The following is a 384-nucleotide window of genomic DNA, read 5'->3' on the forward strand; positions in this document are numbered from 1 at the left end:
CCCACAGCCGGGCGCCGGTGTCGAAGTAGGCCCACGGCTGGTCGGCCCGGGTCATCACCACCGAGTAGGCCAACGAGAACACGAAGACCGCGGACAGGGCGACGAGCAGCGGGGTACGCGGGTCGCGTCCGCCGCGCCGGGCCGCCCACACGACCGCCGCGATCAACACGGGCCACACCAGGTAGAACTGCCCCTGTACTGACAGGGACCAGAAATGCTGGAACGGATCGAGGTCGCCCTCCCGGGCCAGGTAGTCCACCGAGCCCAGTGCCAGACGCCAGTTCGTGTGGTGGAGCAGGGCCGCGACCGCGCCCCCGGGCGCCTCGCGCCACGCCGTCTCGGGCATGAGCAGCCGTGTCGCGGCCAGTGTCGCCAGGACGACGA

Annotated in this window: 1 pseudogene; it reads right to left on the reverse strand. The window is 71.6% G+C overall.

The window, feature by feature from the left end:
* Window positions 1-384 (reverse strand): annotated as a pseudogene (locus D471_RS40535) (acyltransferase family protein); the annotation flags it as partial.

Source organism: Nocardiopsis lucentensis DSM 44048 (assembly GCF_000341125.1).
Classification (GTDB): domain Bacteria; phylum Actinomycetota; class Actinomycetes; order Streptosporangiales; family Streptosporangiaceae; genus Nocardiopsis; species Nocardiopsis lucentensis.